Below are 9,308 nucleotides of genomic sequence, written 5' to 3'. Positions count from 1 at the left end.
CGGTAGGTATAAAAAAAGTGGAAAATTAGGCTTTGATTAAAATGATAGTTTTTTGCCCTGTTGATTGGAGCGGAAGACGCGAAGACTCCTGTGGGAGTATGGTTCAGGGGAGACCCCGCAGGCGCAAGCGCCGAGGAGGCTCGCCGAAACACCCACGGAAAGCGAAGCGTCTGGAGCGGAAATCAACAGGCAAGTTTAACAGAGCCTTGTTTTTAATATATTTAAATTTTTAGAATATTTTTATATTAAAATAATATCTTTTCAAATGTAAAAGCATGTGTTATTATTCGTTTTGTTGAATAAAAATTCAAATACGAATGAAAAACATATGTAAACTAAATAGGGGGAAACAACATGAAAAAGTCTATTTTATTCTTATCCATTATTTTTACATTAGTAGTTTTGTCTGCATGCGGACAAAGCAATAAGGATGGGGCAACAAGCGGAGACAAAAAGGTATTAACAATGGCAACATCTGCTGACTTTGCACCATTTGAATCAAGAGATAAAGCAGGAAAAATTGTTGGTTTCGATATTGATTTAGCAAAAGCGATTGCTGATGAATTAGGGTACAAGCTTGAAATTAAAGACATGAAATTCGATGGACTAATTGGTGCATTACAAGCAAAACGTGTGGATATGGTTCTTGCTGGAATGTCAGCGACAGAAAAGCGTCAAAAGAATGTTGATTTCTCAACTGCATATAACCACTCTGGTGAAATGTTTATTACAAAAAAAGATTCTACTGTTAAAACAATCGATGACCTAAAAGGAAAAACAGTTGCTGTCCAGCTTGGTACTATTCAAGAAGAGGGTGCCAAAAAAATACAAGAAAAAATTGATTTCACACTTAAGCCATTAGATAACTCAACTACGTTAATTCAAGAATTATTATCAGATCGCGTTCAAGTTGCTTATTTAGATAAATCAGTTGCAACTGGATATATTAAGGAACAAGGACTAGCAGGATTTGATGATCCAACATCTAGTTCTCCAGGTATGGCGGTTGCCTTCCCTAAAGGAAGCGATCTAAAAGAGGATGTAAATAAAGCTCTTAAGAAGTTAGAAGAAAACGGAAAGCTTCAAGAATTAAAGGATAAGTGGTTAAAAGACCAACAGTAATTTTCACAACAGGAATGTAAACAAAATATTGAAGTGAGGTGTAAGGCATGAATTTGGATTTTAGCCAAATTGTGCCTTATATTCCTTTTATCTTAGAAGGAATATGGGTAACATTAAAATTTGTTATTATATCTATTATTTTTGGATTTGTCCTAGGGACAATTATAGCTTTACTTAAAATTTCACGTTTAAAGGTTTTAAATTGGTTCGGCGATTTTTATACATCTATTTTTCGTGGGACACCTTTGATTTTACAATTAATGTTGATTTATTTTGCGATTCCACAATTAACAGGCTATGATATTTCACCATTTTTATCATCCATCTTAGCCTTTGGGTTAAACTCTTCTGCCTATGTCTCTGAAATCATTCGCGCAGGAATCCAAGCGGTTGATAAAGGACAAACAGAAGCAGCCCAGGCACTTGGTGTTCCATATAGTCTGATGATGAAGGATCTTATTTTACCGCAAGCCTTAAAAAATATCTTACCGGCACTTATGAATGAATTTATTACTTTAACAAAAGAATCAGCTATCGTTTCAACCATTGGTTATTTAGATTTAATGCGACGTGCACAGGTTGTTGGCGCTGATACGTATCGAAACTTCGAACCATTAATATTTGTTGGGTTAATTTATTGGGTATTAGTGATGGTGCTAACGTTAATTGGTAAGCGGGTTGAAAGGAGGATGAAATATAGTGATTAAAGTTGAAAACCTCCATAAAAAATTCGGGGAAAACGAAGTATTAAAGAATATTTCTACTAATATTAATAGTGGGGAAGTAGTTTCTATTATTGGACCATCAGGTTCTGGAAAATCCACCTTTCTTCGCTGCTTAAATTTGCTAGAAACACCGACGCAAGGGAAAGTATGGATCAATGGCCAAGAGATTACCGATTCAAAAACAAACATTATGAAGGTTCGTGAACAAATCGGTATGGTTTTTCAGCACTTTTATTTGTTTCCACATAAGACAGTGTTAGAAAACTTAACCTATGCTCCGATGAAAGTAAAAGGGGAAAGTCGAGAGACTGCAGAAAAAAAAGCTCGGGAGCTGCTTGCCAAAGTGGGCCTTAGCGAAAAAGAATCGGCTTATCCAAATAACCTTTCAGGCGGACAGAAGCAACGGGTTGCCATTGCGCGAGCTCTTGCAATGGAACCACAATTAATGTTATTTGATGAGCCTACGTCAGCACTTGACCCTGAAATGGTTAAGGAAGTATTAAATGTAATGAAGGACCTTGCACAGTCAGGAATGACCATGGCCATCGTCACACACGAAATGGGATTTGCAAGAGAGGTTTCTGATCGTATTATGTTTCTTGATGATGGGGTGCTTTTAGAGGAAGGCACGCCGGATGAATTCTTTACTAATCCTCGCACAGGCAGAGCAAAGGACTTTTTAGAAAAAGTTCTTTAGTGGTTAAAACGGTGATTACTTGCAAAAGGTGCATAAATAGAGATATGTTAAAGATGGTCTTAAAGATCATCTTTTATTTTTTTGCTCTGTTAAATTTGTCTGTTGATTTCCGCTCCAGGCGCTTCGCTTTCCGTGGGCGTTTCGGCGAGCCTCCTCGGCGCTTGCGCCTGCGGGGTCTCCCCCTGAACCGTACTCCCACAGGAGTCTTCGCGCCTTCCGCTCCAATCAACAGAGTATAAAAATCAACAATGTTCTTTAACACAGCCATCTTTTTAAGGAGAACTGAAATGAAATTTCGCATTGGGTATCGAACGTTAAAAACTGCTGTTGGCACAGCTATTGCCATTCTTATTGCTCAACAGCTGGGATTACATAATTTCGCTTCTGCAGGCATTCTAACAATCCTTTGTATCCAAGTGACCAAAAGGAGATCCCTTCGTACGGCATGGGATCGTTTTTTGGCCTGTGTATTAGCAATGCCCTTCTCAGCAGTTTTTTTTGAGGGGATTTCGTATCATCCGATTGTTATTGGTGTGATGCTGCTTTTCTTTATCCCTACCATTGTCATGTTAAAAGCGAAGGATGGTGTGGTTACAAGCAGTGTTATTATTCTACATATATATATGGCCCAAAAGATTTCAATGGATATTTTTTTCAATGAACTTGGTGTTATTGTGATCGGAATAGGCGTCGCCCTCCTTATTAATCTTTATATGCCGAGTGTTGATAGTAAGCTGAAAAATTATCAAGTTAAAGTGGAGGAAAACTTTAAGGTTATTCTTTGTGAAATGGTTCGGTATTTACGAACGGGAGATAGTACATGGGATGGAAAAGAAATTACCGAATGTTCCCGCCTGCTTGATGAGGCAAAAACGTTAGCATTTAGAGATGTGGAGAATCATTTTTTACGCGAAGAAACTACTTATTTTCATTATTTTAAAATGAGAGAAAAACAGTTTGAAATTATTGAACGCGTGTTACCTATGGTTACCTCTTTAACTAAAACGGTTAAGCAAGGGAAAATGGTCGCTGACTTTCTGGAAGAACTCTCTCTGAATATCCATCCGGGAAACACTGCTCATATCTATATAGAGAAATTAAGAGAAATGAAAAAAGAATTTGAAGAGATGGAGCTTCCAAAAACGAGAGAAGAATTTGAAACACGCGCTGCATTACTGCAATTAGTAAATGAGATGAATGAGTATCTTATCATCAAAAGCTCTTTTAAAGCGAAAACCAAGATGCATGAAAAAAAGAAAATCGAAGCAAACTAGGTAAAAAAAGGCAGGTGGCTGTTTTGATTAAACTCTTATCGCCGATCCTGATTGCTTTTTTCATCTCACCCATTTGGCCATTAGGGCCAAACCCTATGCCAGGTGATCCTTTTGTAATTGTGAATAAAAGTAGAAATGAACTAGCCTTTATTAATGAGAATAAAGTACAAACAGTGGTTAGTGTCGGGACAGGAAAGACACAGGAATTAACCCCAGAAGGTCTTTTTACCATTACTGTAAAGGCAAAAGAACCCTATTTTCGAAAAGAGAATATTCCAGGGGGAGATCCTAAAAACCCACTGGGGGCTAGATGGATTGGCTTTGATGCAAAGGGAACTGATGGCAGAACCTATGGAATCCATGGAACAAACCAGCCAGCTTCCATAGGCAAGTATGTCTCACAGGGCTGTATTCGCACCCAAAATGAGGTTGTTTCTTCTTTATTTCCGTTAATTCCGGTAGGAACAAAAATATTAGTCGTGTCCTCTAAAAAAACATTTGAGGCTCTAGCACAAGAACAAGGGGCAATTAAATGAGGAAAGGGACTGTTCGTTTTCGAACAGTCCCTTTTATATGTTTATGACAAGAAGGTGCCGATTCCGATTAGGAGGGTGGAAGCAAGCATCGCAAAAAGCATCAAATAAACAATGATTTTTCTTGTTTTCTTTTTAGTCAATTTAGGTACCTCCCTTATTGTATTTGGCTTTATTTCTATTTTACAGGGAAAAGCCTAAATGAACAACGGAACAACTAAGTAATTTAGGAAGGATTTATGAACTTTTTACCGAATAAGAGTAATTGTCGAATTTATTTTAATATTGGAACAGAGGGGTATATATGATTAGAAAAGTCGACCATATTGGAATTGCCGTGAGATCTCTTGAGAATACACTACCATTTTATACAAATGTATTACAGCTCTCTTTATTAGGAATAGAAGAGGTTGAGAGCCAAAAAGTAAAAGTCGCTTTTTTAGAAGCTGGTGGGACCAAACTCGAACTGCTTGAACCGACTTCTGAGGAAAGTCCGATTGCTAAATTTATTCAAAAGCGTGGAGAAGGTATTCACCATGTGGCGTTGGGCGTGGAATCGATTGAAGAAAGAATCAGTGAAATGAAAGAAAAAGGCATTCAGATGATTGATCAACAGCCAAGACTTGGAGCAGGCGGCGCACATATAGCCTTTATGCATCCAAAATCGTCTACCGGTGTTTTGTATGAGTTATGCGAAAAGAAAGGGATGAAGGGGTAAAATGTTAGACATCTACGAAAAAATAAGTGAATTATACGATAAGCGCAGAGAAGTGGAGCTTGGTGGCGGGGATGAACGAATTGACAAACAGCATGAAAAAGGAAAACTAACGGCTAGAGAACGAATTGAACTCCTAGTTGACAAAGGGACGTTCGTCGAGTTGAACCCGTTTATCGAACATCGCACAAATGACTTTGGGTTGGATGAACAGAAAGGACCTGGTGATGGTGTTGTAACAGGGTTTGGGAAAGTGAACGGCCGTCCCATTTATTTATTCTCTCAGGATTTCACGGTTTTTGGTGGTGCATTAGGGGAAATGCATGCGAAAAAAATTGCGAACGTCATGGATTTAGCTGCTAAAAATGGCACTCCGTTTGTTGGGTTGAACGACTCTGGTGGAGCAAGAATTCAAGAAGGTGTCGTTTCACTTGATGGTTATGGTCATATCTTTTATCGAAATGCTATTTATTCAGGTGTCATTCCGCAAATCTCCGTAATAATGGGACCGTGTGCTGGTGGTGCTGTTTATTCTCCAGCCATTACCGATTTTGTATTTATGGTTGAAAAAACAAGCCAAATGTTCATAACTGGGCCGAAGGTCATTGAAACAGTAACCGGTGAGAAAATCTCTGCGGAAGATTTAGGTGGGGCAAATGTTCATAATTCGATCAGTGGAAATGCCCATTTCCAAGCAAATTCAGAAGAAGAAGTATTACAAAATGTGCGCAAGCTATTAAGCTATCTCCCTCAGAACAATGAAGAAAAACCGCCAAAACAGGAAGTGGAGCATGAAAATGATTACCGTCCCGATTTAACGGATGTGATTCCATTTGACGCGGTTCGCCCGTATGATGTCCGTAAGGTAATTGAACAAGTGACTGATGCGGATTCCTTTATGGAAATACAAAAGGATTTTGCTAAAAATATAGTCGTTGGCTTTGCAAGGATTAAAGGGGAATCAGTAGGGCTTGTTTGTAATCAGCCAAAAGTGATGGCTGGAGGCTTGGATATTGACTCTTCAGATAAAGCCGCCCGCTTTATTAGAACCTGCGATTCTTTTAATATTCCAATCATAACATTCGAGGATGTGACTGGATTCTTTCCTGGGGTTAAACAGGAGCATGGTGGAATTATTCGTCATGGTGCCAAGATATTATTCGCTTATTCAGAAGCAACTGTACCAAAGCTGACCGTTATTTTAAGAAAAGCATACGGCGGAGCTTATGTTGCTCTAAATAGCAAGTCAATTGGTGCAGACTTGGTATTTGCTTGGCCAAATGCTGAGATCGCGGTCATGGGTCCTCAAGGTGCAGCTAATATTATTTTTGCCAAGGAGATTAATAATAGTGAAAATCCTGAACTGACACGTCAGCAAAAAATTGATGAATATCGTGAAAAGTTTGCTAATCCATATGTGGCTGCCAGCAGGGGAATGGTGGATGATGTCATTGATCCTCGTGAAACTAGAATCAAAATTATTCAGGCTTTAGAGATGCTGAGAAATAAAAAAGAGTCACGTCCATATAAAAAACACGGAAATATCCCGCTTTAAGATTAATCAGATGCTCTTTCATTTGATGATATTCGTAAGAAAGAGGTATACTGAAATAGAAAAAGTGTAAAGCGCCTTGTTTAGGCGCTTTATCCTTGACGATTGTAAGTACATATATTGGAGGGTCAATCAAATGGTGAATCAAGAACGTCTTTTAAATGAATTTTTAGAGCTTGTGCAAATTGACTCAGAAACGAAATTTGAGACTGAAATTGCAAAGGTTTTAAAACAAAAATTTTCAGATTTAGGTCTTGAAGTTTTTGAAGATGATACCATGTCTGTAACGGGACATGGAGCAGGAAACTTAGTTTGTACGCTTCCAGCAACTAAAGAGGGTGTAGATCCAATTTATTTTACTTGCCATATGGACACAGTTACACCTGCTAAAGGGGTAAAGCCTTCTATTAAAGATGGTTACGTGGTTACAGATGGCACGACCATTCTAGGGGCAGACGACAAAACTGGTATTTCTGTTATGCTAGAAACCATCCGTCTTTTAAAAGAACAAAATCTACCGCACGGTTTAATACAATTCGTTATTACGGTAGGGGAAGAGTCCGGTTTAGTAGGGGCAAAAGCGCTTGACCCTTCATTAATGAAGGCAAAGTATGGCTATGCTCTTGATAGCGATGGCTTAGTTGGTAATGTGGTTGTAGCGGCTCCAACACAAGCAAAAGTGAAGACAGTTATTTACGGAAAAACAGCACATGCAGGTGTTGCTCCTGAAAAAGGTATTTCTGCCATTACGATTGCAGCAAAATCCATTGCTAAAATGCCGTTAGGCAGAATTGACCATGAAACGACTGCTAATATTGGTCGTTTTGAAGGCGGGCAGGCGACCAATATCGTGTGTGACCGTGTGGATATCTTAGCGGAAGCTCGTTCACTTATACCTGAAAAAATGCAGGCACAGGTAAGCAAGATGAAGGAAGCATTTGAAACAGTTGCTGCTGATATGGGCGGCAGAGCTGAAGTCGATATAGAAGTTATGTACCCTGGCTTCAAATTTGGCGAAGGCGATCTTGTGGTTGAGATTGCTCGTAAAGCAGCAGCAAAAATTGGCCGCAGCTGTGAACTTCAGCATAGTGGCGGAGGCAGCGACGCTAACGTAATTGCAGGATTTGGAATTCCAACAGTAAATCTTGCTGTTGGTTACGAAGAAATCCATACAACAAATGAGCGCATGCCACTTGAAGAGCTATACAAGCTGGCTGAAATGACGCTAGCTATTATTGATGAAGTAGCCAATCAATAAGAAAAGTTTAAAGGAGGGTCTTAGACTCTCCTTTTTGCTATACTAGACCTATAAATGGTTTAAGGATGATTAACATGAAGGATATGTATCCAAAGAACGGACGAGTCATTTTACATGTGGATATGAACAGCTTTTACGCTTCCGTAGAAATGGCCTATGATCCTAACTTAAAAGGGAAGCCATTAGCAATTGCTGGAAATGTGGAAGAAAGACGCGGGATTATTGTAACTTGCAGTTATGAAGCAAGGAAATTCGGTGTAAAAACAACGATGCCGCTATGGGAAGCAAAGAAATTATGTCCCCAGTTAATCGTGATGAAACCGAACTTTGAGAGGTACCGGGCAGCATCCATGGGGATGTTTGATATTCTTAGACAGTATACAGAACTGGTGGAACCTGTTTCGATAGACGAAGGCTATCTAGATATTACAGAGAGCTTTGAATTTGGCAGTCCTATTGACATTGCTGAAAGTATTCAAAAAAGAGTTCTAGAACAATTGGATTTGCCTTGCAGTATCGGCATTGCTCCGAATAAGTTTTTGGCTAAAATGGCTTCTGATATGAGAAAACCGATGGGCATTACGATTCTTCGTAAGCGTGATATTCCGAAGATTTTGTGGCCATTAAATACAAATGAAATGCATGGTGTCGGGAAAAAAACAGCAGAAAAGTTAACGACGATCGGAATACACACGATTGGGGATTTAGCAAAAGGCAATGAAATTCAACTTAAATCACTTCTTGGTATTAACGGAATCCGGATCAAAGAAAGAGCCAACGGTATCGACAAAAGACCGGTTGATCCTGGATCTATTGAGGAGTTTAAAAGTATCGGTAATTCGACCACGCTTCCTCGGGATGTAAGTAATCAACACGAGCTTTACCGTGTGTTAGATTCACTGGCTGAAACCGTTTCTGTTAGGTTAAAGCGAAAAAACGTCCTTGCAACTACTTTGGGTATTACGATTCGGTATAAAGACAGAAGAACGATTACAAGAAGTAAGAAACTTCCTAACCCTATAAATCATAAAGAGGACCTTTCTGTTTTTGCAAAACAGCTCTTTTTAAAATCCTGGAATGGGGATCCCGTTCGTTTATTAGGTATTACTGGCAATGATTTAGTGGACCAAGACCATGCATATAAGCAGTTAGATTTATTTTCCTTTGAAAAGGATGCGAAAAAAGAGCCACTACTTAAAACACTTTCTAATCTCCGAGAGAAATATGGAAAAGATATAATTGAAAATGCTGGTTCCCACAAGGTGGATCCTTCACATAATGTAGGGACAGCAACGAGTTTCAATAAGGATTTTCTTCGTACTTTCCCGATGAAAAATAAAGAAGAAGACTAAAAAGCTCCACTTTGTAAGGAATCAAAGTGGAGCTTTTTGACATTGGGTAAGTATAAAATTCGACTTTGAGAATTGTCCAG

The 9,308-nt window shown here is 38.9% G+C and carries 10 protein-coding genes; 9 read left to right on the top strand and 1 reads right to left on the bottom strand.

Features of this window, described 5'->3' with window-relative positions; genetic code table 11:
- The first annotated feature begins 354 nt into the window (after positions 1 to 354).
- From ABES03_RS18040 to ABES03_RS18020, 5 genes are all read left to right on the top strand, one after another.
- A complete protein-coding gene (locus ABES03_RS18040) occupies positions 355 to 1,122 on the top strand; it encodes a transporter substrate-binding domain-containing protein (RefSeq protein ID WP_430119185.1) in 768 nt (255 codons plus the stop codon).
- Positions 1,123 to 1,169: 47 nt separating this feature from the next.
- The gene (locus tag ABES03_RS18035) at positions 1,170 to 1,829 is read left to right on the top strand and encodes an amino acid ABC transporter permease (protein WP_430119183.1); all 660 of its coding nucleotides are present in this window, start codon (positions 1,170 to 1,172) and stop codon (positions 1,827 to 1,829) included.
- Entirely contained in the window at positions 1,822 to 2,544 is a 723-nt protein-coding gene (locus ABES03_RS18030; protein ID WP_430119181.1) for an amino acid ABC transporter ATP-binding protein, read from the top strand. The genes ABES03_RS18035 and ABES03_RS18030 overlap by 8 nt, the downstream gene beginning before the upstream one ends.
- 287 nt (positions 2,545 to 2,831) lie before the next feature.
- Positions 2,832 to 3,818 (top strand): aromatic acid exporter family protein, encoded by a 987-nt coding sequence (locus ABES03_RS18025; protein WP_430119179.1) that lies wholly within the window; start codon positions 2,832 to 2,834, stop codon positions 3,816 to 3,818.
- Between the two features lie 23 nt (positions 3,819 to 3,841).
- Positions 3,842 to 4,354, top strand: coding sequence for a L,D-transpeptidase (locus ABES03_RS18020; RefSeq protein WP_430119177.1), 513 nt, complete (start codon positions 3,842 to 3,844; stop codon positions 4,352 to 4,354).
- Positions 4,355 to 4,395: 41 nt separating this feature from the next.
- Here the strand turns inward: ABES03_RS18020 and prli42 are convergent, their stop codons facing one another.
- Positions 4,396 to 4,494, bottom strand: coding sequence for a stressosome-associated protein Prli42 (gene prli42 / locus ABES03_RS18015; RefSeq protein WP_308083271.1), 99 nt, complete (start codon positions 4,492 to 4,494; stop codon positions 4,396 to 4,398).
- 161 nt (positions 4,495 to 4,655) lie between these two features.
- On the opposite strand from prli42, the gene mce reads away from it, so the two are divergent.
- The 4 genes from mce (at position 4,656) to ABES03_RS17995 (ending at position 9,228) form a co-directional block, all read left to right on the top strand.
- Positions 4,656 to 5,069, top strand: a complete 414-nt coding sequence (gene mce, locus ABES03_RS18010; RefSeq protein ID WP_430119175.1) for a methylmalonyl-CoA epimerase — start codon at positions 4,656 to 4,658, stop codon at positions 5,067 to 5,069.
- A 1-nt stretch (position 5,070) separates the two neighbouring features.
- Positions 5,071 to 6,621 carry an acyl-CoA carboxylase subunit beta gene (locus ABES03_RS18005; RefSeq protein ID WP_335545046.1) on the top strand — a complete coding sequence of 517 codons (1,551 nt, stop codon included), beginning with the start codon at positions 5,071 to 5,073 and terminating at the stop codon, positions 6,619 to 6,621.
- 133 nt (positions 6,622 to 6,754) lie between these two features.
- Positions 6,755 to 7,876, top strand: coding sequence for a tripeptidase T (locus tag ABES03_RS18000; protein ID WP_430119173.1), 1,122 nt, complete (start codon positions 6,755 to 6,757; stop codon positions 7,874 to 7,876).
- A gap of 74 nt (positions 7,877 to 7,950) precedes the next feature.
- Positions 7,951 to 9,228, top strand: coding sequence for a DNA polymerase IV (locus tag ABES03_RS17995; RefSeq protein WP_430119172.1), 1,278 nt, complete (start codon positions 7,951 to 7,953; stop codon positions 9,226 to 9,228).
- The last annotated feature ends 80 nt before the right edge of the window (positions 9,229 to 9,308 follow it).

The organism is Neobacillus rhizosphaerae, from assembly GCF_050477885.1.
In the GTDB taxonomy this organism is placed as follows: domain Bacteria; phylum Bacillota; class Bacilli; order Bacillales; family Cytobacillaceae; genus Neobacillus; species Neobacillus rhizosphaerae_A.
The sequence above is the reverse complement of the archived record's forward strand: the minus strand, read 5'-3'. Positions and strand labels throughout refer to the sequence as shown.